Annotated in this window: 7 protein-coding genes; 4 read left to right on the forward strand and 3 right to left on the reverse strand. The window is 61.9% G+C overall.

The genetic code is table 11. The features are described from left to right. Nucleotides 1-187: 187 nt before the first annotated feature. Nucleotides 188-3469, forward strand: a complete 3282-nt coding sequence (locus tag C2E25_RS04015) for a BTAD domain-containing putative transcriptional regulator (protein ID WP_233189330.1) — start codon at nucleotides 188-190, stop codon at nucleotides 3467-3469. A 288-nt stretch (nucleotides 3470-3757) separates the two neighbouring features. After that, a complete protein-coding gene (locus tag C2E25_RS17435; RefSeq protein ID WP_158247119.1) occupies nucleotides 3758-17983 on the forward strand; it encodes an autotransporter outer membrane beta-barrel domain-containing protein in 14226 nt (4741 codons plus the stop codon). A 105-nt stretch (nucleotides 17984-18088) separates the two neighbouring features. On the opposite strand, the gene C2E25_RS04025 is transcribed toward C2E25_RS17435, so the two are convergent. Beyond that, the gene (locus tag C2E25_RS04025; RefSeq protein WP_103114507.1) at nucleotides 18089-19093 is read right to left on the reverse strand and encodes a transglutaminase-like domain-containing protein; all 1005 of its coding nucleotides are present in this window, start codon (nucleotides 19091-19093) and stop codon (nucleotides 18089-18091) included. A gap of 185 nt (nucleotides 19094-19278) precedes the next feature. On the opposite strand from C2E25_RS04025, the gene C2E25_RS04030 reads away from it, so the two are divergent. After that, complete coding sequence (locus C2E25_RS04030; protein WP_103114508.1) at nucleotides 19279-20022, forward strand: RNA methyltransferase; 744 nt, start codon at nucleotides 19279-19281, stop codon at nucleotides 20020-20022. Nucleotides 20023-20614: 592 nt separating this feature from the next. Here C2E25_RS04030 and C2E25_RS04035 read toward each other — a convergent pair. Next, entirely contained in the window at nucleotides 20615-21271 is a 657-nt protein-coding gene (locus C2E25_RS04035) for a thiopurine S-methyltransferase (RefSeq protein WP_103114509.1), read from the reverse strand. A 172-nt stretch (nucleotides 21272-21443) separates the two neighbouring features. On the opposite strand from C2E25_RS04035, the gene C2E25_RS04040 reads away from it, so the two are divergent. Beyond that, nucleotides 21444-22208 (forward strand): hypothetical protein, encoded by a 765-nt coding sequence (locus C2E25_RS04040; protein ID WP_103114510.1) that lies wholly within the window; start codon nucleotides 21444-21446, stop codon nucleotides 22206-22208. A gap of 788 nt (nucleotides 22209-22996) precedes the next feature. Here C2E25_RS04040 and glp read toward each other — a convergent pair. Further along, a complete protein-coding gene (gene glp, locus C2E25_RS04045) occupies nucleotides 22997-24208 on the reverse strand; it encodes a gephyrin-like molybdotransferase Glp (protein WP_103114511.1) in 1212 nt (403 codons plus the stop codon). Nucleotides 24209-24268: the final 60 nt, after the last annotated feature.

Consider the following 24268-nt stretch of genomic DNA (forward strand, 5'->3'; position numbering starts at 1 on the left):
TATGCTGTTGCGCTACATATATTCAGAGAGTCGAATGTAGTTTTGCAAGAGGCTCGGTTATTAGATTTTTTTCAGGGAGTTGTGTAGACGGTCTATTGCAATTCACGTTGTTGTCCGGTTCTCAATGAATAGACGGGCATACAGGGAGTCGATGGCGCATTTATTCGACTGCCGAACCGGAGGGATGATGACGATCGGCACATTTTACTCCCAGGTCCCGGCCGATAAATTCTACCCGTCGCGCTCCGGTGCCGTTCGGTTGCTTCACCGCGAGCGGCTGGTCGGGCGGTTGCTCCGCGGTAAGGGTTCAGCGCTACCGACGCTGGTTATCGAAGCTCAGGCCGGACAGGGTAAAACAACACTGATTCAGCAGTTTCTGGCCGGAGTCGGTGCCGCTTCGGTCTGGTATCAGGTTGGGCCCGAAGACGCCGATCCCGCGTTCTTTCTGCGGGCGATTCTCGCCTGTCTCCACTCTCGGTTCCCGCAATTCCCATCTGTCGCCACGGCTAAATTGCTCGAAGGGGAATTCGTTTTCTTCGAACTGCCGAAACGACTCAATCTGCTGTTGAACGATCTCGACGCCTGTCTCGATCAGGACCTCTACATGGTCTTTGATGACCTGCACTACCTGATTCCGCATCAGGCCAGTCTGCAGCTGTTGTCCGGCCTGCTTGAGGAAGTGCTGCCGCGGTTCCATTTTGTTTTTGCTTCCCGCGAACCTCTGCCGCAGTTCAGTAGCGGGAAATTTGTTCGCAATCGTCATCTCTGTCGCGTTGATAACCAGGACCTGGCCCTGACGGAGGATGAAATTACCGATCTGTTTCACCAGGTTTTTGATCGCGAAATCGACCATGAGACCTGTCGCAGAATTTTTCACTCCACCGCCGGCTGGGTCATGGGCGTCCATCTGCTCGCTATGCAGATGGAGCGGCAGTCTGCTGCCGGGCCACTGCCAATCCGGCTTGGACAACAGGATCTCCATGGTTATTTTCGTGAGGAAGTTTTCTCCTCCCTCCCCCCGGAGCTGCACCGGTCGCTGATGGTCCTGTCCCTGCTGGAGTCGATTCCAGTCGATTTGGCGGTTGAACTGACCGGCAGTGATGCCATTGCCGGAGAGCTTGCGGCGCTGGCTCGGCGTAATCATTTTGTCCACCATTTGGATAATGACAATGCCCTGTTCGGTCTCCATCACCTGTTTCAGCAATTTCTGCAGGAGCAGGCAAAGGAAGAACTGAATCCGGACGTGATTCGGGGCATCTGTCTGCAGGCCGGCCAATTCTGTCTGCAGCGGCAGAGCATGATGCAGGCGCTGCGTTACCTGCTGTTGGCCAATGCCTGGGAGAAGGTTGACAACCTGCTGCGAGATGTGGGCATGACCCTGCTGGAGACCAGTCAGACAGCCACCCTGGAGCAACTGCTTCAGCAGGTGCCGGTCTGCTGCCGGAACGACTATGGCTGGATTTGTCTATACCTCGCCCTTGCCCAGCTGGACAGTGCCCCTGGTGAGGTTCTGCCGCTTCTCAACCAGGCGCTGGCGCTGTTTGCCACGCGACGGAACCCGGTTGGTGAACTCTTCAGTCTGAGCCATATCATCTCCACCCACATTACCACCACCGGTCACTACCGCGTCGGGGAGAAGTGGCTACAACGAGCAACGGAGCTGTTTTATCAGATGGGTGATGCCCTTGATCCGCATCAGACTATTCTGGTTGCCCGCAACCTTGCCATGGGGTATCTGCTGTTCCATGCCGATATTGAACAGTCGACGAAATTTGCGACGCTGGGTCTGAACCTCGCCCGGCAGGAAGAACAGCCTGATTTAGAAGCGGCCCTGCTGATGGTCAAAGGCTATATCCAGATCTTCGCCGGTCATACCAGTCTTGCACAAATGTATCTGGAACAGGCCTCCCCTTACGCCTGTCGTCCCGACGTCGGGTTGTTCAACCGGTTGACCATTCGCATGATGCTGTTCAATTTCCTGTTTCATGACGGTGATTTCGCCAATTATTTCGAACAGAAGGAACGGTTTATCGAAGCCGTCGGCAACGAAATGGCGTCCCAGTCGATTGCCGGGCCCTTTTGCCAGGTCTGGGAGATGGATATCGCCATCAACCAGGGACGATTAGAGGAGGCCCTGGTTCTGGCGGAGCGGGCCCGGCTGTGGCAGCCGCCCTTGAGCCCACATCTGCAGAGTCTGGTGCTGCAGTTGCAGGGGTTGATTCTGGCGATGCAGGGGGAATGCCCCCGGGCCGCTTTGGAGGCGGCAGAGGAATCGCAGCGGCTGCGGGAACTTTCCGGTGGAGCCTACTTCATGACTCTCAACCAGTTGATGACCGGCTTGATCAACGCCCATTGCGGTAAGTGGGACCGGGCTCTGCAACTTCTGGATCAAGGAATCGAAGCCGCCCGACAGATGCCGACCGAATATCTTGAGGCCTGTGGACTGCTGCATCGGGCTTCGGTTCATCTGGGCCGGGATGCGGAGTCGCAGGCTGTTGAGGATATCGCCAACGGTATGCGGTTGATGCGTCAGAACAGCTACCGGCATTTCTGGGGTTGGAGTTCGGCAGCCATGGCTGATATTTTCAGCCTTGCCGTCGCCCGGGCGATAGAACCGGATTATGTCAGAAGTCTTGCCGCCGAGCGGCTTGACTGTGCCGTTTTGGACGATGGCTCTCTGGTCCCCTTGCTCCAGATAGAGACCCTCGGTTGCTTCCGGATTCGCCAGGCCGGGATATTGCTGCTGGCGGTTGAGGATTTGACTCCGGCGCAACGCGAGCTGATCTGCCTGCTGATCACCGCCCCGGGATTCAAAGTTCCCACCGAGACTATTCAGCTCTATTTTTGGCCTGAAAGCCCGGAGGAGACCGCCAACAGTGCTCTCGATACCCTGGTCTCACGCTTGCGCAAGACCTTGAATCGGGTCTTGCCGGGGAAAAATGCCCAATGTTACCTGCAACGTGAACGGGGGGTCCTGCGGCTCAACCACTGCCGGATCGATGCCTGCGAATTTCTCACCGCTGTCGATCGTGGACTCAAGCATCATCGGCTGCAGGAAGATTGGCAGGCCGGTAATGCGTTCACCGCGGCCGCGGCGCTTTGGCGGGGTCATTTTGCCCCGGGGATTGCCGGAGAAGGACAAATCCGCGCTATGCGGGGTGATCTTTGTCGCGCCCTGACCAACTTGTCTCTGGTCTGGAGCGACCTGCTGGTCGCTGCGGAGCGCCTGCCTCAAGCTGTCGCCCTGGTTGAAAAAGCGTTGCGCTGCGAACCGCTCAACGACCGCCTGCATGCCCTTCGTTACCGTCTCTGCGGCCGAACCTCGTCTCTTCGTGCGCGTCAGGTCCTGCAGGAATTCAAGCTCCTGCTTGAGGCCGAGGACTACCCTGCCGACGAAATTTCCGAACTGCTTAACGTCATTGTTGCAGAACCCTCCTCTGCCGATACATCCCTTCTTCACGTCATATAGATTCAGCCCCCCCCGCATTCTGAAAAATCCCGGAAAAGCCGAAAAATTATTGCGCTGTAAGGTTTTTGTGAGGTTGGGATTTTAAACTGTGCAATCTGGCTGACAATTAATGAGGCCAATTTTATATTTTGCGCGGCGGCGGAGTTCGTCGCTGTCAGGAGGAGATTGCTCATGGGAGCTCTTACGCACCGCTATGTCTGCATAAATTCCATTTTTTCGGTTTTGCGTCGAAAGTGTCCCGTTTCAGCGACCGGGTTGTCTGCTCTTGTCTGCGTCTTGCTGTTGTGTTTGCCTGCCGGCGTATCCTTTGCTGCCGCTCCCACCCAGGCGACCCAGATCGGCGACACCGTGACCAATCCCGTTACCGGACAGGATGTGGTTGTGGTCGCGTTGATGCCGGACCCGGCTGCCTCCGGTTCGACGGAGTTGGCCTATGTGAGGACCTCTGATGATTACCTTGTTCTGGTCAAGAACCAGGTCGGGGATCTGCTCTATTCCTATGATGCCAATCGTAACCTGGTGACCCTGGAGGTGGTTTCTACCGATCCGGTGACCGGAACCGTCCAGCTTCGCCCCCAGGCCGATCCGACCGCGGCAACCTCGGCCATTGATTATGCTTCCCCCTGGTCGGGAGGTTCCGCCGGGGCAGCCGCCCAGAATACAACCCAGGCCAGTCCCGGCGGGATCCGTGTCGTCAAGGTCGGAACCGGTGGCAGCAACGGCGCTTGGGGCACGCTCTTTATCCCCCCGACCGCCGGGGGCGATGGCGGCACCGGCGGCACGCTGAATTACACCAATTCCACTGCAGTCAGCACCACCGACAAGATCGGTTTTGAGGCCGGCAGCATCGGTGGCAATGGCGGCAAGGGGGGGGATTCCTACGGGTCGTTCTGGGGCGGTCAGCCCGGCGGTGATGGCGGCCAGGGCGGAACCGTCCTTATCACCAATAGTGGCGGCGCGGATATCACCACCTCCGGGACGGCGAAATACGGCATTTTTGCTTACAGTCGAAGTGGAAAGGCAGGAGATGGCGGCAGTGGCTATCTCTGGTCCGGCAGCGGCAGCGGTGGCCACGGCAGCGATGGCAGCAATGTCACCGCGACCAACCACGCCGACATCCGCTCTACGGGGACCGATGCCCACGGCATGTACGGTCTCAGTGTCAGTGGCAACGGTGGTTCCAGCGGCGGCAGCTGGGGCATCGTCGGTTCCACCGCCAGTGGTTCCATCGGGGGGGATGGTGGGGATGTGACGCTCAACAATACTGGCCTTATCTGGACCTCAGGCAAGGGTGCCCACGGCATTCTCGGCCAGAGTATCGGCGGCACCGGTGGTGATGCGGGTTCGGCTGGGGGCATTGTCGCAACCGGTGGTTCCGGCGCGGCCGGCGGTGATGGGGCCAGGGTCAGCATCACCAATAACGGCGTGGTTCGTACTGAGGGCAACGGGGCCCGCGGCATCTTTGCCCAGAGCATCGGTGGCGGTGGTGGGTCCGGCGGCGGGAATGGCGGATTGGTCGCGCTCAGCGGCAGCGGCTCGGCCGGTGGCTCCGGCGGAACCGTTATTGTGAACAACCAGAGCGGAGGAGCTATTACCACCCAGGGATATAATTCGGATGCCATTGTTGCCCAGAGTATCGGTGGCGGCGGTGGTTCCGGGGGGGCTGCCGGTGGCGTGGTCGGTGTCGGCGGCGCTGGCGGGGCCAGCGGCAATGGTGGTGCTGCCAGTGCAACCAATGCCGCCGCCCTGCGGACCTTTGGCAATGATGCCCGCGGCATCTTTGTCCAGAGCGTCGGTGGTGGTGGCGGTTCAGGCGGCGGCGCCGGCGGGCTGGTTGCGCTCAGCAGTCATGGCGGCGGGGCCGGTAACGGCGGCTCGGTAACCGTGAATAATCAGGCCGGCGGCGATATCAGCACCCGGGGCGCGCGTTCGGTCGCCATTTTCGCTCAGAGTGTTGGCGGTGGTGGTGGCTCCAGTGCCGGTGCCGGTGGCGTGGTTGGCATCAGCGGTTCCGGCGGCGGTAGCGGCAAAGGTGGAAACGTCAGCGTGACCAGTGCCGGGAGTCTGCAGACCGTCGGTGACCAGGCCCGCGGCATTTTTGCGCAGAGTGTCGGTGGCGGCGGCGGAACCGGTGGCGGCGCCGGCGGCCTGGTCGCATTGAGCGGCGCTGGTTCCGGTGGCGGAAATGGCGGCACTGTGTGGGTTGTGAATTCCGGTTCAATCAGCAGCGGTCAGGCCGGGCAGACTGGTAAATCAGAGGCGGATGCGATCTTTGCCCAGAGCGTCGGCGGCGGCGGCGGAAATGGCTCAGGTTCCGGCGGCGTGGTCGGGGTCAGCGGTGCCGGCGGCGGCAGCGGCAACGGCGGTGGGGTAAGGGTCACCAACAGCGGAGTCTTGCAGACCTTCTTCGGCGAATCCAGCGGCATTTTTGCCCAAAGTGTTGGCGGCGGTGGCGGCTCGGGTGGGGGGGCCGGCGGGCTGGTCGCCCTCGGCAGCCTCGGCGGCGGGGCTGGAAACGGCGGTACGATCTTGGTCACTAACCAGGCCGGCGGGACAATAAGCACCCGTGGCGATGGCTCGGAAGCCATTTTCGCCCAGAGCATCGGCGGTGGCGGTGGTGCCGGTGCGGGATCCGGTGGGGTGGTCGGAATCAGCGGCCATGGTGGTGGTGGCGGCGACGGGGCGTCCGTGAGTGTATCCAATGCCGCGGTCCTGACGACTGACGGCGACAATTCCCGGGGCGTTTTTGCCCAGAGTGTCGGTGGCGGCGGTGGCTCCGGTGCCGGCTCCGGCGGCCTGGTTGCGCTCAGCGGCAGCGGATCTCAGGGTGGTAACGGTGGCGTCGTCAGGGTGACCAACAGTGGTTCTGTGACCACCGGAGCGGCGGCTGACAGCGGCAGGAGTGAATCGGACGCGATCTTTGCCCAGAGTATCGGCGGCGGTGGCGGCGACGGTTCCGGCTCTGGAGGAGTTGTGGGGCTGGCCGGTCATGGCGGTGGTTCGGGAAACGGCGCGGCAGTGGCGGTGACCAACAGCGGTCTGTTGACCACCTATCATGATGATTCCCGCGGTATTTTTGCTCAAAGTGTCGGTGGCGGCGGCGGATCCGGCGGTGGTTCGGGCGGGCTTGTGGCGCTCAGCGGCAGCGGCACTGCCGGTGGCAATGGCGGCGCGGTAACCGTGACCAACAATACCGGCGGAGATATCATCACCTCCGCCCTGCGTTCCGATGCGATTTTCGCTCAAAGTATCGGCGGTGGCGGTGGTATCGGCTCCGGCGCCGGTGGAGTCGTAGCCCTCGGCGGCGTCGGCAGCAATGGTGGTTCGGCCGGCAGAGTTGTGGTTCAAAGTGACGGCAAACTGACCACCTCCGGTGACTCTGCGCGCGGGATCTTCGCCCAGAGCATCGGTGGTGGCGGTGGTTTTGGCGGCGGGAGTGGTGGACTGGTCGCCATTGGTGGCTCCGGTACCTCCGGGAGCGACGCCGGTGAAGTTGTGGTGGCCAGCAACGGTGACATCTCCACCAGCGGCGTGCAGGCGACCGCAGTCTATGCGCAATCGATTGGCGGCGGTGGCGGAACTGGTGCCTCCTCGGGGGGCGCGATTGTCATTGGTGGTACCGGCACCGGCGGCGGCAAGGGTGCTGCCGTAAGCGTCAATACCGGCGGGAAGATTCAGACCACGGGCGACAAATCTTTCGGCGTGTTCGCCCAGAGCGTCGGTGGTGGCGGCGGTGACGGCGGCACCGCCGGTGGCGTGGTCACCATCGGCGGCAGCGCCGGAACCGGTAACCACGGTGGCAAGGTTTCGGTGACTCATGGCGGCGAAATTTTTACCGACGGCGCGGATTCAACGGGGCTTTTCGCCCAATCCGTCGGCGGTGGCGGCGGCAACGGTGGTTCTGGTTACTCCGGTTCCGCCTTTGTCGGTTTCAGCCTTGGCGGCAGTGGTGCGGCCGGGGGGGGGGGCGACGAAGTCAGGGTCGATCTGAATACCCTCATGGTCAACGGTTCTGAGACGCCTTCTGTCATTTCTACCAAAGGCAATCGTTCGACCGGGATTATGGCGCAATCCGTCGGTGGTGGCGGTGGTAATGGTGGCAATGCTGTTCAGGGCAGTCTCGGTTCCATTGCAACCGTTTCCGTTGCTATCGGTGGTTCGGGTGGCGCAGGTGGCCAGGGCGGCAGACTGAGACTTACTGGCAAAGGTAAAGTGACCACGACCGGCAACAGCGCGTCCGCTGTTGTTGTGCAGTCGATCGGCGGTGGTGGCGGTAACGGCGGCACAACCGTCGCCGGTACGATTTCTTCCGGCGACGGCATGGCTGTCAGTGTGGCGGTTGGCGGCTCCGGTGGTTCCGGCGGTTCGGGTGGCAGCGTTGCGGTCGATGTGGAGAGTGATATTAAGACCACTGGCGAGGCATCGACCGGGTTCCTGGCTCAATCGGTCGGGGGCGGTGGCGGCAACGGCAGCACAACGGTGGCGGGGAGTGCCGGGAGCGGCGCCGTACTGAGTGGCGCGCTTTCTGTATCCGTGGGCGGCTCCGGTGGTTCCGGGGGTGTCGGTGGTGATGTTGATGTGACCGAGAAGGGCATTGTGACCACGGTAGGCAGCCAGTCCGACGGTGTCGTGGTGCAAAGCATTGGTGGGGGTGGTGGTTATGGCGGCACGGTTGTCTCCGCCGGTGGCAGTGTTGCACTCATGGGGGCGGCGGTACCGATTACCGTCGGTGTCGGTGGCTCCGGCGGCAGCGGCGGAGCGGCCGGAAAGGTGACCGCACATATTGACAGCGCTGTCAGTACTTCCGGTGATGGTGCGGATGGCGTGATCATCCAGTCTATCGGTGGTGGTGGCGGCAATGGCGGTCTGACCGTCGCGGCCGGCGGTTCCGCGGCTGGCGGGTTTGCCATTGGAGTGAACGTTGGCGTCGGTGGAACGGGTGGTAGCGGCGGCAATGGCAACGCGGTGGTAGCTGACTATGCCGGTCGGCTGATCACCCGCGGGGACCATTCAATCGGTCTGCTTGCCCAGAGCGTCGGTGGTGGCGGAGGTCATGCCGGTGGTAGCATTGCCGCCGGTCTGAACGGCGCGATCGGTGGTGGTGGCAATGTGGATGTCAGCGTTGGCGGCTCCGGTGGTGCGGCTGGTGATGGTGGTGCACTGACCCTGGAGAGCCTCGGCTCGATTGAGACCTTTGGCACTAAGTCCAGCGGGATGATTGCCCAATCGATCGGCGGTGGCGGCGGCAATGGCGGCTTCAGTATTGTCGGGGGGCTCGGGGTCGGTCTTTTCGGCAGTGCCGAGGTCTCTGCCGGTATCGGCGGGGTTGGTGGCGGTGGTGGTGCTGGGGGTGCTGTTACAGCCGATGCCAAAGAGACGATATTGACCCATGGTGACGATTCCATCGGGATGCTGTCGCAGAGCGTCGGTGGTGGTGGCGGCAATGGAGCGTTCAGTGTCAGTGTCGGTGGTGCCGGGGCGGTGTTCGGAACCGGAGCAGTGAATTTCAGTGTCGGTGGTTTCGGCGATTTGGCCGGCAATGCCGGCAGTGTCAATGCCACGGCGGAAAAGGATATCGCGACGCTCGGTTCCAATTCGACTGCCTTTCTGGTCCAGTCGATTGGCGGAGGTGGTGGCAACGGTGGGTTCAGTGTTGCCGGCAACGGCGCGGTAGCTTATTTCGGCAGTGGTGCCGGTGGTGTCGGTGTTGGTGGCGGCGGCGCGGGTGGCGGTGATGGTGCGGCAGTCACCGGTTCCGTCAGGGGGAATGTTTCGACCCTGGGTGATTCCTCAACTGGAATTCTCGCCCAGTCGGTTGGCGGTGGCGGTGGCAATGGTGGTTTTAATGTCAATCTTTCCGGTTCTGGCGCCTGGTACGGTACCGGATCGGTCGGAGTCGGTATCGGAGGTTTTGGTGCCGGGGGTGGGCATGGTTCGACGGTAAACCTGACCGTTACCAATGATGATCCGTTGTTGACCAGTGTCATCGGAACCGCAGGCAGGGATTCGGTTGGGGTGCTGGCCCAATCCGTTGGTGGTGGCGGCGGCAACGGTGGCTTCAATGTCAATGTCTCTGCGGCGGTGGCGGGGTATGGCAGTGGCGCCGGTGGCGTCGGCGTTGGTGGTGGCGGCGCGGCTGGCGGGAATGGGGACGATGTAACGGTCGCTGTGACGGCCGAGATCGTCACTGCCGGCGAGAATTCCGTTGGCCTGCTGGCCCAGAGCGTTGGTGGTGGCGGCGGCAACGGCGGCTTCAATGTTAGCGTTTCCGGGGCGGGTTCAGGCGTTGGCAGTGGTGGTGCGGTTGTCGGTGTCGGCGGCATGGCCGGCGGCGGTGGCAATGCCGGGCGAGTGAACTCCACACTTACGGGCGACGTGACAACCTCCGGCGATAAAGCGGTAGCGGTCATCGCTCAGTCCGTTGGCGGCGGTGGTGGTTTGGGTGGTTTTTCGGCCGCAGGATTTATGACCGGCGCAAAAACCGCTGCTGGCGGTGCTTCCATCTCCGTCGGCGGTTTCGGCGGTAACGGTGGCACAGCTGACAGCGTTACCAACAGCGTCTCCGGCGACATCCTGACCTTTGGAGCCGATTCCGGTGGTGTCCTTGCTCAGTCCGTTGGTGGTGGCGGTGGCAGTGGACTGTTCTCAATGAACGGCACCGTGGCCCTGGCAGGTACTGGAAGCGGCGCGGTCAGTCTCGGTTTTGGCGGAGTCGGTGGCGGTGGTGGTTTTTCCGCCGGGGTGACGAATAGCGTGACTGGTGAGATTTATACCGTTGGTGAGAACTCCTTTGGTGTGGCCGCCCAGTCGCTTGGCGGCGGTGGCGGCAGCGGCGCGGTTAATGTAACCGGTGCGCTCTCGGCGGCGAAAACGGGCACTGGTGTCGTGGCTGTCGGAGTGGGTGGTGTCGCCGGTGGCGGTGGCAGCGGGGCCGATGCGAAGAATACCCTAAGTGGCTATGTCCAGACTCAGGGGAACAGTTCTGCCGGTATTCTTACCCAGTCGGTCGGTGGTGGCGGCGGCAACGGTGGCGTGAACGTGACCGGAACCTTTACCGGTGCCAAGACCGGCAGCGGCAATGCCGCTCTCGGTGTTGGCGGGTTCGGCGGTGGCGGCGGGAACGCAGCTCAGTCGATCAGTTCGGTTACCGGAGGCGTGGTAACGACTGGGGATGATTCCGCCGCTGTTCTCACCCAGTCGATTGGCGGCGGCGGCGGCAATGGCGGGGTGAACGTCTCTGCCGGGATCAATTTCGCCATCGACTATGGTGGCACCGGTGGTCTCGGCCTCGGTGGTTTTGGTGGCGGCGGCGGCAACGCCGGCAATGTCCGCAGCACGATTGCAACGACGGCGACATACTCGCAGATCGGAACCAGCGGCGACAATTCCTCTGCGGTTATTGCTCAGTCGATCGGTGGTGGCGGCGGCAATGGTGGTGTCAACGTCGGTGCCGGGGTGAATATTACCGGCAAAACCGGGTTGGCCGTCGGCTTGGGGGTCGGTGGCTTCGGCGGTGGTGGTGGCAACGCCGGCAATGTCGATCTTGGTGTTACCGGCCAAGTGGTCACGGAAGGGAACAGCTCCAGTGGACTGGTCGCCCAGTCGATCGGTGGCGGCGGCGGGAACGGTGGCTTCAATGTCGCCGGGTCCCTGGCGGTCTCTTATAAAAGCGCTGACAAGCAGGCCGCGCTGGCAACCTCTATCGGGGTGGGAGGTTTCGGCGGCGGTGGCGGCAATGCCGGCAACGTCAACGTAGACTACAGCGGCACCATCGTGGCGCAGCCGCGAACCTGGGTTCCCGAAACGGCTGATACCGACACCGGTGTCATTGTCCCTGCTCACTATGCGTACAATGAGGGCGAAGGCTCCCACGGGCTGCTCGCCCAGTCGATCGGCGGTGGTGGCGGCAACGGCGGGGTGAATGTCAGCGCCGGGCTTTCCATCGGCACCGGCAAGAGCGATGGCCATGCCCTGTTCGTCGGTGTCGGCGGTTTCGGTGGTGGCGGTGGCAACGCTGGAGACGTGAACGTCACGACCACCGGTAATGGCACCACTGACACGATTTCTTCTTACGGTGACGGCTATTCGGCTATCACTGCCCAGAGTATTGGCGGTGGCGGCGGCAACGGCACCCTCAACGTCAGTGGCGGCCTGGTCACCGATTCTCCCATCAGCATCGGTGTCGGCGGTCTGGCCGGTACGGCCGGTACCGGAGGTAACGTCAAGGTCGCCAGCAGCACCGATATCTTTGCGGCGTCCGGGGATATTGACCCGTTGGACGATGGCGAGATCATTCTGCAGACGATTGTCGATGCGGTGGTCGGCGCGGTCGATGAGTTGACCTCCGGTGATGCCAACGTCAAGGCGCTTGTTGATGCCATCGTCGGTCCGACCGAACCGGAACACTCCGCCGGCATCATGGCCCAATCGATCGGCGGTGGCGGCGGCAACGGCGGGGTGAATGTCAGCGGCGGTTTCTCCATCGCAAAAGAAAAACTCCCTTCGGTGACCTTCGGCCTCGGTGGTTTCGGCGGCGCGGCCGCGCGTAGCGGCAATGTCACTGTCAGCCACACGGGTGATACCGAAACAGTCGGAGACTGGACTCACGGCATTCTGGCCCAGAGTATTGCCGGTGGTGGCGGCAACGGCGGTTTCAACGCCAGTATCGCCGGCAGCCTCAGTGATACCTCCAACTCCGGCGAGGCGCTGGACTTCACTGCCGATATCGGTATCGGCGGTCTGGGGGGGCAGGGGGCCGATGCCGGCAAGGTGGAGGTTGATTCAAGCGGAACGATTAAGGTGGCCGGAGACTATTCCCGCGGCATCCTGGCGCAGTCGATCGGTGGCGGCGGCGGTAACGGCGGCATGAATCTGAATGTCCTTGTCGCCAGCAACAGTTCGCCGGCCAGTGTCGGCATCGGCGGTTCCGGTCTCGGGGGCGGACATGGCGGGGATGTCACGGTCAGGCGCGGCAGTGAAACCCGGGCGGCCGGCAAGATCACCACCATCGGTGAAGGAGCCGCCGCCATTGAAGCGTCCAGTATTGGTGGTGGTGGCGGCGATGCCGGCATGAACTTCCAGTTCGGCGTCAGTCTGGCCGGATCGTCCGATGGTGGAGTGAAGACTCAGTCTTACGGGCTGGTTCTTGCTGTCGGCGGCTTCGGCGCCGCCGCCAGCCATGGCGGCAAAGTTGCGGTGGATAACTACAGCGATATCAGCACTTTCGGCAATAACAGTTTCGGCCTCCTCGGCCAGTCCATCGGCGGCGGCGGCGGTAACGCGCACATCAACATGTCCCTGGCCTATCACGGCAAGAGTGAAGGGACCAAGGGCCTGAACGTTGCCGTCGGCGGTGGCACCGGTAATGGCGGCGTCGGTGACAGCGTGAATGTCAACTACGCGGGCAACCTCGAAACCTGGGGCTGGGGTTCTTACGGGATTCTGGCCCAGTCGATTGGCGGCGGTGGCGGCAATACCTCCTTGAATACCGCCTATACCTCCGAGAATGGCAAGATCGGTGTCTCCGTCGGTAATTTTGGCGGTGTCGGCGGCAAAGGCGGCGATGTCAGTCTGAGTTCCAAAGGGCAGGTCAGCACGCACGGTGAAAATGCCTACGGGCTGCTGGCTCAGTCGATCGGCAACGGCGGGGGCAACAGCTCAACCATCTCGGTGGCGGCCATGTTGCCGGCCAACAAGGAAAAAGAGACCGCGACCAAGGATTTCAGTGTCGCTGTCGGCCTGGAGGGCGGTCAGGGTGGTTCGGCCGGTAATGTGGTGTTGAACGCCGAAGGAATTGTTGCGACCGCAGGCAGAGATTCCCACGCCATTTACGCCCAGTCGATCGGTGGCGGTGGCGGCAACGGCGGCGGTGGTGGGGGGATGGGCTTTTTGACCTCGGCCACGGCGGCGCTCTCCATCGGTGCCACCGGCGGCAGCGGCGGTGCCGGTGGCGCGGTGACAGTTGACAGCTCTGCCACCGTCTCCACCTCCGGTGATAATTCCGTCGGCATTCTGGCGCAGTCAGTCGGTGGTGGCGGCGGCAGTGGTGGCGGCGCCGGTGGCAGTACCCCCTCGATCAAATCTGAAGCCAGTAGCGTGCGGGTTGCTGTTGGCGGTAAGGGTGGCCAGGGGATGACGGCCGGAGTTGTCAAGGTCACCAACAGCGGCCTGATTGCCACCGGGGGGCATGAATCTCACGGTGTCCTGGCCCAGAGTCTGGGCGGCGGCGGCGGTAATGGTGGTCTGGTGATGAACGAGGTTCTTTATAACAAAGCAGGCCAAGATCCGCGCGCCCATGTTGCTCTCTCCCTTGGCGGAGACGGCGGTATCGGCGGCAGCAGTGACAAGGTGGACGTTGTCAATCAGGGCGGCATTCTCACCACTCTTGGAGATTCCGTCGGGATTCTGGCGCAGTCGATCGGTGGTGGTGGCGGCAACGGCAGCACGGTCGTCACCGGTTCGCTGATGGGCAAGGCCGGCAACGATATCTACCTCGGTATCGGCGGCGTCGGCGGACTGGGAGGTACTGCCGGTGATGTGACGGTTAAAAACCTTATGGATGACTCCGGAAAAGCCGCTGATATCAAGACCTATGCCAACAATTCACACGGTATCCTGGCCATGAGCGTCGGCGGCGGCGGTGGTAACGGCAGCACCACGATTACCACCAGCGCTGCCGGCGAAGGGCGTGAGGGTGACAAGACCACCGTCACTTTTGATCTGAGTGTCGGCGGCATTGGAGGAACCGGTGATGTTGCCGGTAACACCCTGGTTGAGAATTCCGGGAAGATCACCACCCTCGGCAAGGATGCCCATGGCATCATCGCCCAGTCGATCGGCGGCGGTGGCGGCAACGGCGGCCTCGCCATCAGCGGCGATCTCAGCATGGGTGCAACCGGAACAATTGGCTCCCAAAAGCATGTCAGCACCGTTGCCCTCGGCGGCTTCGGCGGTTCCGGCAACAACGCCGGAAACGTGGTGGTCAGGAATTCCGGCACCATCGAGACCTTCGGTGACGGTTCCTATGGCGTCTATGCCCAGAGCGTCGGCGGTGGCGGCGGCAACGGCGGCTTTGCCATCGCTCTGTCCCACAACCTGCTGGTCAACCCGTTCTGGAAGGGTGCGGTGCCGGAGGGGGTGCTGCTGAATATCGGTGTCGGCGGTGTTGGCGGTGCGGGCGGTTCCGGTGGCAACGTTAACGTCGATCACACCGGTGCGATCATTGCCCATGGTGACAATGCCTACGGCATCTATGCCCAAACTGTCGCCGGTGGCGGCGGCAACATGAATTATTCTCTCAGCAGTCCGCTGTGGATGGCCGCAGGGCTGGGGACAGATATCACTCTCGGGCTGGTTCGCGATCTCATCGATAAGGCCGCTGACACGACCGGCGATGTGACCTTGAATGCCAAGGGCGATATCACCATGTATGGTGATAACAGTCATGCTTTCCAGGCCCAGACCGTCAACGGCGGCGGCGGGAACCTCAATCTGTTCCTGGATGTGAGTGAGAGAGCGGTTGAAATCGGCGAAGACGGGATCGAAGTGCCGTCCAACGATCCGGTGCTCAGTAATCTTGTCGGTCATATTATGGCCCCCGTGCAGGTGGGTGCCAAGATGGCCTGGAAGGCGGCGGGCGGGGACGTTGCCACTGACCAGGTCAGCAGTTTACTGGTTCATGGATCGGTGCTCGTCGCCTCCCAGATTCAGTCCATCGGTGGCGGCGGCGGAACTACCTGGCTCAATGACATTCTTGAAGAAGGTACAGAATTTTCTCTCGACTTGCTGGCCGGGGCACAGGACACCTTTGCCAGTGAGGGTGGCAATCTGAGCGCCAGGAAAGAGGGCATAATCTATACCACCAATGAGAAGGCCCAGGGTGCTTCCTACCAGTCAGTCGGCGGCGGTGGTGGCCACATCATCGTCAACGTCCAGACTGTTCCGCAACAGGACACCACAGTCCCAACGCCTGTTACGGTACCCGCTCCTCTTCTCCGCCTTGCGGGTGTCCAACCGCTTGCGGCCGCCAACCCCGGTGCCACGGCTACCATTGCCCTCGGCGCTGACGGGGGCAGCAACAATAATGGCGGCAATCTCGATGTCACCAACATTGGTCACACCATCACCGAGGGTGCGTATTCAACCGGTCTGGTTATGCAGAGCATCGGTGCCGGCGGCGCTGACGCTCACCTGAGCGGCCTCGACTCTCTGGCCGTCACCATCGGTGGCCGCAATGGGGCCGCCGGTGATGGCGGCACCATTCTGTTTGCCAATACCGGTGTGGTGGCAACAGCAGGCGAGCGTTCTCACGGCATCATTCTGCAGTCGATCGGTGGCGGCGGCGGGGCCTTGTTCACCGACCTCGACCCGGCTGACATCGAGCTGAGTCCGAGCACGGAAGGGAGCGGTAACGGCGGTACCCTCAATTTCTCCCAGCAGGGGGCCGTTCGGGTGTCCGGAGCCGAAGCTTACGGGGTTCTGGCCCAGAGTCTCGGCGGCGGCGGCGGGATGGTCGATACCCTGTTTGCCGGCAGTGCCGGCGGCAGCGGCAGCGGCGGTGACATCACTCTCGCTTTTAACGATGAGGTGATTTCTTCCGGCCTCGGTTCGACCGGCATCTTTGTCCAAAGCGCCGGCGGGGGCGGCGGACCAGACGGAGATATCTCCCTGGCTCTCAACGGCGCCCTGGTGATGGGTGGCTCAGGAACAGGAGTCGGAGTCCATTTTGACGGTGGCCGGGACAACACCCTGAGCAACCACGCCATGGTGCTGACAGTCGACGGTGTCGATGGAACGGCCGTTCTCGGTACCAGCGGGAATGAACGGATCGATAACTTCGGCACGCTATTCGGCAATGTCGATCTCGGCGCGGGGACTAACCAGCTGCTCAACCGAGTCAGTGGGGAACTCTGCCCCGGGGACCGCCTGGCGGTCGGCAGTGGTAATACGGTGATCAACCAGGGGCGTCTTTCTCCCGGTGGCCTGGGTCGTGCTACCCATACCATTGTCTCGGGTGAGGTCCGCCAGGACGCTTCAGGAAGCTATCTGGTCGATGTCGATTTCTCGGACAATCAAGTCGACTGGCTCGAGTCTGACGGCCAGGTTGATTTGAACGGAAGCGTTGTCCTTAATCCGCTGCACTCTGAATTGTTGCAGCCGGGGAGCTATCAGCCGGTTATCGCCAGCGGCACGGGGGGATTGTCGGATGGGGGTCTCGATTTTCAGGTCGCTCCCTCGGCAGTGGTCCGTTACCAGCTGCTCCAGCCTGATCCGCAGAGCCTCGCCCTGGGACTGAAGATAACCTTTACTCCCGAAGGGCTTGAGCCGAATCAGCAACGCATGGCCGAATATTTCAACCGGTTGCAGTTGGCCGGGGGGTCGGACACCATGGCACCCTACATCAGCACCCTGTTCGCGCAGCCGGATGTCGCGGCGCTGGCGAAAATCTATGCTCCTCTGGTACCGAATCAATACAATTATCTGACGACCGCAACCCTGGACGTTGCCCGCCAGCAGTTCAACCCCTTGTTGCAGAGATTGCGGACGATTCGCCGCACCGGGGGGATTCCCCAGGAGTTGTCGAAGAACCTTGACTGGGGGCAGGGGGGGACGTTGTTACTTGCCTATAACGGGTCCGATGCCAACCTGCGGCAGCTGTTGGCCCCTCCCGCCCCGTCTGTTCTCAACTATGGTCTCTGGGTGAATGCGACCGGGCTCTGGGGAGATCAGTCAGCCGTTGATGGCTTCGATGCCTATGACTTCGAGTCCCGTGGCTTAACTGGTGGCATCGACCTGATGATCAGCGACAAGCTGGTTGCCGGGGTGGAGTTCGGTGCTCTCCGCACATCGGTCGATATTTCCGGGGGGCGGGGTTCCGGAGATGTCGACAGTACCTTTGTCTCTCTCTATGCGAGTTATTTTGATCCGCGGTTCTACCTGGACGGAGCTCTCGGCTGGGGGCATCATGACTATGACAACCAGCGCAATTTTATTGCCTTTGCAACTCCGCAGACCGCGACCAGTGACCATAACGGGACGAGCTGGTCGCTTTATTCGGAAGCCGGCTGCAATATTCACGCAGACCTGTTGCTGATTCAGCCCTATCTAGGTTTGAGCTATGTTTCGCTGGATGAGGACGGCTTTGCCGAGCAGGGGGGCGGAGCCTTCAGCCTGGTCGCGGACCAGCGCACGACCAGTGCCCTGGTTTCTGATTTCGGGGCGCGCTTCAATCGGCCCTTTGCCATTCCCTTCGGCGCCCTCGTCCCTGAACTGAGCCTTGCCTGGAATCATGACTTCGGTGTCGATGATCAGGAACTCACCGGTTCCTTTGCCGGGGGCACCCAGGCGAATTTCACCATCGAGGGACAGGGCAGGCACCAGGATTATTTTGAGTTCGGTGCTTCCCTGATGCTGCTTGGAAAGTCGGAATTGAGTTCGTCGCTCAGTTATACTGAACAGCGTGGCGGCGAGCGTCGTATCCAGAAGGTGCTCGGCGAGTTGAGACTTGATTTCTAGCCATTTGCCGGGGACATGGGGTGGTGGACCCGCCCACAGGTTTGGTTTCTGGAGTAGAGCAGGAAACAAGGGGGCCGGCACCGTCGGTGCCGGCCCCCTTGCGGCTTATTGCCGGTAGGTGATCTGGTAGCTGAAGGTCTTCGGATCGAGCCAGTCCAGGGTCTTGCCACCGACCTGGGCGAAGGGGTACATCAGGTAGTTGACGGCCGGTCCCTGTTGCGGAGGGTTGAGTTCGATATCACGCCCTTCGGAGAGACGGACACGGTAGGCATCGACGCCGCCCCAGAAGTCCTCGCGCAGTTTGGCGACTTGCGGATCATCGAGCTTCAGGTTCTGCTTCAGCATCGCTTTGCGTACGTCGGCCGGGTCGACCGGCACCCAGCCGTAACCGGGCTGGTAGAATTCGGCCCAGCAATGCTGCCAGCCGGTGATGTCCTGGCCATCCTTTTTTCCCAGCCGGATGCCGAGAATTTCGCGGGCCGGGATCCCGGCCGAACGGGCCAGGGCGACATAGATGGAACTGATGTCGGCGCACTTGCCGCCGGGACGGTCAAGCAGGCGCGGCACGTTGCCGAGGCCGCAACCGCGGGTGTTCGGGTCGCGGAAGGTATTGTCCACCGTCCAGTCATAGATGGCGCGGGCCTTTTCCAGGTTGGTCTTTTTCCCGGCAACGATCTGGTCGGTGAGAGCCTTGACCGGACCATCGATCGGCCCCATGCTGGTGGCGCCGAGGTAGCGGCTGAAGGCGGCCCGGTCGAGGGGAACGTCTGCCCGGGGGATGTCCCGGCGTAATTGTTCCCTGCGTTCGGCCTTGAAGCGGAGGGTCAGCCGGCGGCTGTCGGCGTCTGCCGCCCAGCGCGCGTAGAGTATCGGGATGCTGTTTTCCCGGTCGGTGTAGACGGCCGCCTCGCTGTAATTACCTTCCCAGTGGATATCGCTGATCAGCTGGTTGGCATCGGAAATCGGGTAGGGAATCCAGAGCCTGGCTTCCCGGCCGGATTGCTGCCCGGAGAGGTCGAAGGTCATGACCACCTCTCCCGAGACGGTTTTCCCCCAGGCGCTGCTGACGCCGAGCAGCAGGATGAGCAACAGAAAAACAAGACGTTTCATGTATCAGGTTCTCCTCGGTGGTAAAATTCGGTTCTCATGCCCAAGTCAGGATTAAACTGAATCCGGTCCGGAATGTCCAATCGTTATTACAGATAAAGCCGATGACAGATATTGGTAATATTAATGATATGTCCGGGGCGTAAAAGCGCTGGTGATCAGGTATCTGTCAGACTATGATAACGCCCATGCTGACTCCTCTTCCCCAATCACTCAGTGTCGTGCTGGTCGAACCGCAGCATCCCGGCAATATCGGCATGGTCTGCCGGGCGATGGCCAATTTCGGTATTTCCGACCTGCGCCTGGTGAATCCCTGCCCGTACCTGCATCCCGAGGCACGCAAGTTCGCCGTTGCCGGCAATCACCTGCTCGGCTCGGCCCGCTGTTTTCCCGATCTGCCGGCAGCCCTGGCCGATGTTCACCTGAGTGTCGCCGCCACCCGGCGCGCCGGTCGTCTGCGGGGAACACTCCATCCGAGCAGTCACCTGCCGAAACTGGTGGGCGCGCTTCCCGCAGGGGCCCGGGCGGCGCTGGTTTTCGGCCGTGAGGACCGCGGCCTGAGTGGCGATGAAATCGCCTGCTGCGGCGCCGGAGTGCGGATCGCCAGCAGCGAAGAGGTCGGGTCCCTCAATCTCGCCCAGGCGGTGATGGTGCTGCTCTATGAACTGCATCGTCGGCCGGGAACGGTCGGAGAGGTGAGGGATCTGCCGGAAGAGGGGGAACTGCAGGCGGTTTACGCGCAGATGGATGACGTTCTCGATCGGATCGGTTTCACCAACCCGGCCTGCCCCGGAGCCACCCTGACCCGCCTGCGGCAGCTGATCAGCCGCGCCCGCCCGGATCGCGGTGAACTGGGGCTGCTGCGGGGGATGTGGGGGCAGATCAGTGAAAGCATCAACAACTGGCCGGGGAAGCGTCGGGGTGGCCGATAAGCATCCGCCTGCTGCGTTGCTCGCGTCTTCAGTCGCTGCGGAGTAGCTGTCGCTACACCTCATGCTGCGAGGGCGGCCGAGACGCACCCGTCTGCTGCGTTGCCCTCAGCCTTCAATCCTCGATGTAGCTGCCGCTACACCTGTGGTTTCAGTCTTCGCGCGCCTTGCATCCGGGCACGTCTCGACCACCTTGTGACGGTGGTGCTGGGGGTGTTTTGACTGGTTTTGGTGTTTCCCCCGTGTTGTCGCCGCCGGAGAGAGGTGGACGTTTCGGGAGAGAGCCGGACGAATGTCTGAGGCGCAGCCGAGTTTTCGTCCCGGCCCCGAAGCGTCTGCCGAACGGAGGGAACCCGCGCCAGCGGGCAAGACATTCGGGTGCCCTTCTTTTGCTCACTTTTCTTGGGCAAGCAAGAAAAGTGAGGCGCTGGCGGGCGCTCCCGCTTTTGGTGCGAAGGCAGTCGAGAAGCACCCATCTGCTGCGTTACGCTCAGCCTTCAATCCTCGATGCAGCTGCCGCTACGTCTGCGGTTTCAGTCTTCATGCGCCTTGCATCCGGGTACGCCTCGACCGCCTTCAAGGGGGTGGTGCGATTCTATCTCTTACACAACAAAAACGTCTCCGCCACGAACGAATCCAGCCCCCGTTGACGCAACCCGGGATGCGCGTCGATCATTTCCTTACTGCTCAGCATCTCGATATCGAAGGCCGTACCGTAGAGCTGTTCGATCTCCCCGGCGGGCACCGAGAAGGGCGGGCCGTCTATCAGCTGCTGGTCATAGCTGTTGCTGATCAGCAGTATCCGTCCTCCGCTCGGCATCCATTCTGTCAGCCGGACGGCATAATCATGACGCACCCGCGGCGGCAGGGCCATCAGCGCGGCGCGATCGTAGACCAGCCGGGCGTCGCGCAGATGTTGCTGCCGCAGGGCGAAAAAGTCCCCGCAATAGATGTGGATGGCTCCCGCCCGCCAGAGTTGCAGTTCCCCGACATCTTCCCTTTCCGGCTGCAGCCCGTGCTCATCGAAAAAGGCTTTGATCGCCAGTGAGCTCAGTTCGACGCCGATCACCAGCAGTTTTCGCTCCGCCAGCCATATCAGGTCGCGGCTTTTGCCGCACAGCGGGACGAAAATCGTTTCCCCGGCGGATGCCTGCAGCCGGTCAAAGTTGGCCAGCAGCTGCGGATGATCGTAGTCGAGATGAAAGCCGATCTCTCCCCGTTGCCAGCTCTGGTGCCAGAAATCATGATTCATTGCTACGGCTCCTATTGCGGCAGATGCCCTCAGTCACTGTCGTAAAGTGTCGGGCCTGATGTCGGACAATTGACTCGCGGCGTCTGTGTTTACGTGATATCAATATGTTAGCGGTTTGGTTCGCCCTTTGCAATGTGGAGTTTGCTCACCATTCCCTTTCAGGAGGCATATCATGCAACTTCGTTCGATTTTACTGGTGCTCTGTGGATTGCTGCTGGCGGTCGGAACCGCTTCGGCCGATGAAATTCTTTCGGTCAAGGCCGGTTATATTTCCCTTTCTCCGGATGGAGATTTTGCCGTCGACGGTGGCGGCCTGGCCGGTACCCGCATCAATCTGAAGAACGACCTCAACTATGACGACAGCGAGGATTTCATCGGTGAGGCGGCGCTGAATCTCGGCCCCTTCCGGCTGTCGGCGGGCTATCTGCCGATCGAGTTTTCCGGTAACGGCAATCTCAATCGGCAGATCATTTTCAACGGCCAGACTTTCAATGTGAACACCAATGTGTCGAGCGATGTCAAGATCGACATGTATGATTTCGGCCTCGTCTGGCACATCATCAACATCGATGACCTGCCGGTGCGACTGCAGTTCGGACCTGAACTGTCGGTCAAGTATATCGATGGCGAGGTCTCGATGCGGGACAGCAGCGGCGCTCTTAACGAGCAGGATTCGATCTCGGCACCGGTGCCGACCATCGGCGCCCGTGCCCGCGTCGGTCTGGCCGACTGGCTGGCCCTGGTCGGGCGGGTCGGTTACCTTAAATACGATGGCAACACCCTGCTCGACGCCGATGGCCAGATCGAGTTTTCGCCGCTGCCGCTGGTCGGGGTCTATGCCGGTTACCGCTACATCGACATGGAGGTGGATGAGTCGGGGGTGTTTATTGATGCGACGTTGGACGGACCCTACGGAGGACTCTTCGTTCGGTTCTAGGTAGGGCGGCCGATACGCACGCATCTGCTGCGTTGCTCGCGCCTTCAGTCGCTGCGGAGTAGCTGCCGCTACGCCTCACTCTTTCAGCCGTGAGACGCCTTGCAGCTACGCACGTCTCGACCACCTCGGAACGGTGGTGTTGGGGGCGGCCGATATCCGCACATCTGCTGCGTTGCTCCCGCGTTTCGTCATTCCGACGTAGCTGCCGCTACGCCTCATTCCTCGGCGCGTGAGACGCCTTGCATATGCACGAATCTCGACCGCCTTCAGCTGCAGCGTTAGGGGCGGCCGACATCCGCACACATCTCGACCGCCTCGGACCGGTTTCTGGATCGAGGCGGTTCTTTTTTCTGATTTTTTTGACTTGTCCTCCCCGTGTTGTCGCCGCCGGAGAGAGGTGGGCGTTTCGGGAAAGAGCCGGACGAATGTTTGAGGCGCAGCCGAGTTTTCGTCCCGGCCTCGAAACGTCTGCCGAACGGAGGGCACCCGCGTCAGCGGGCAAGACATTCGGGGCGCTTTTTCTGCCTACTCTTTTGTGCGCACAAAAGAGTAGGGCGGCGGGCGGGGCCGCGACCCCGCGGTGTACTGCGAGGGCGGCCGATATCCGCACATCTGCTGCGTTGCTCGCGTCTTCAGTCGCTGCGGAGTAGCTGCCGCTACACCTCACTCCTTTAGTTGCGAGACGCCATGCATCTGCACGAATCTCGACCGCCTTGAAGCAGTGGTGCTGGGGTTTTTTCTCTATCTTTCATCTCCCGCGTCTCAGCGCCTCTGCGCGAGGCCGCTTCTCAGCAGGTTCGTCCCGGCGGCAGCCTCAGCAGCAGCACCTCCACCTCGCTGCCGGCTTCCAGGTCGGGGCTTTCAACCGGGATCGGCAGCAGGGCGCAGGCCTCCTGCAGGGAGCGGTTCTGGCCCGAGCCCTGGCGCTGGGAGGGAATGGCGCGGTAGCGGCCGTTCTCCTCTTCGAGCCGGCACCAGAGGAAGTTCCGTCGCTTGTTGCCGCCTTTGACCTTTTCCGCCAGGGTGCAGCGCAGTTTCGGCGGCAGGGGGTCATTCTGCCCCGCCAGGCGCCGCAGGGCGGGCCGGACAAAGATTTCGAAGGTGGCGCCGGTGGCCGCCGGGTTGCCCGGCAGACCGAAAACCGGTTTGCCCTGCAGGGTGCCGAAGAGGATCGGTTTGCCCGGCTTGATGCGGGCTCGCCAGAAGCGGCGCTCGAAGCCGAGTCGGTTGAGGGTTTCCTGCATGTGATCTTTCTCTCCGACCGAGACTCCGCCTGTCGAGAGCAGCAGATCGGCCTGCAGCCCGGCGCGGATCGCCACTTCCAGGGCGTCGGGGGTGTCCCGGCCGATGCCGAGCGGCAGCGGTTCGCAGCCGATATCCCGCAGCAGGGCGCAGAGCATGGGCAGATTCGAGTTGACGATCTGGCCCGGGCCCGGCGTCTCGCCCAACTCCACCAGTTCGTCGCCGGTGGAGAGGATCGCCACCCGTGCCCGGGGATGAACGCTGACCCGGGTGATGCCGGCCGAGGCGAGCAGGGCGATCTCACCGGGGCGCAGTTCGGTGCCCGGCGACAGCAGTTCTTCCCCGTTGCGGAATTCCTCTCCCCGGTAGCGGACGTGTTGTCCGCGGATCGGTGCTTTCAGCAGAGAGATGGATCCCTGCCGTTCCTCCACCTCTTCCAGGGGTATCACCGTATCGGTTCCCGGCGGTAGCGGCGCGCCGGTGGTGATCTGCGCCGCTTCCCCGGCGGCGACCGGCTGGTCGAGGGGGTGCCCGGCGAAGGCGCTGCCGATCAGGGTCAGCGTGCCGCCTTCGTCCTGTCCGGCGTAGGCGAAGGCAAAACCGTCCATCGCTGAGTTGTCCGCCGGAGGCAGGTCCCAGCAGGCCTTGACCGGTTCAGCCAGGACATGACCGACCGCCGCTTCAAGAGGGACGTCGATCGGCGGCAGAGGCGTGACGGTGTCGAGAACAATTTTGATGGCTTCATCGTAGCTGATCATGGGAAAGTCCTGAAATCAAATTGGGCCGCCAAGACGCCAGGGACGCCAAGAAGGTCAAAA

It is taken from the genome of Geothermobacter hydrogeniphilus (genome assembly GCF_002898515.1).
GTDB lineage: Bacteria > Desulfobacterota > Desulfuromonadia > Desulfuromonadales > Geothermobacteraceae > Geothermobacter_A.